This is a genomic window from Streptomyces sp. SID12501 (assembly GCF_010550245.1).
Taxonomy (GTDB): domain Bacteria; phylum Actinomycetota; class Actinomycetes; order Streptomycetales; family Streptomycetaceae; genus Streptomyces.
Window position 1 is genome coordinate 1 of the sequence record NZ_JAAGLU010000941.1, and the last position, 402, is coordinate 402.

Sequence of the window (402 nt, forward strand, 5' to 3'; positions counted from 1 at the left end):
CGAGTTCGTCTCGGCGGTGGCCTCCCGGCTCCCGCTGGAGGTCATCTGCAACATGATGGGGATCCCCGAGCGCTACCGGGCGGAGATCGCCGACCGGGTCAACCACGCCTCGGAGAACATCGGCGTGGAGCGGGGCCTGGCGGCCCGACTGCGGATGCCCGGGCGCGGGCTGCGGGCGCTGGCCCGGATGCAACGGATGGTCGCCGGCATCGGCCGGGAAAGGCGCAGGCACCCGACGGACGACCTGATCTCGGCACTGGTCACCGCGAACGTCGACGGCCAGGCCCTCGGCGCCCGCCAACTGGGCGCTTTCTTCTCCCTGTTGATGGTGGCCGGGGTGGAGACCACCCGCAACGCCATCACCCACGGCCTGACCCTGCTCACCGACTTCCCCGAGCAACG

At 71.4% G+C, this 402-nt stretch carries 1 pseudogene; it reads left to right on the forward strand.

The features are described 5' to 3' along the window. A pseudogene (locus tag G3I71_RS49240) lies at positions 1–402 on the forward strand (cytochrome P450); the annotation flags it as partial.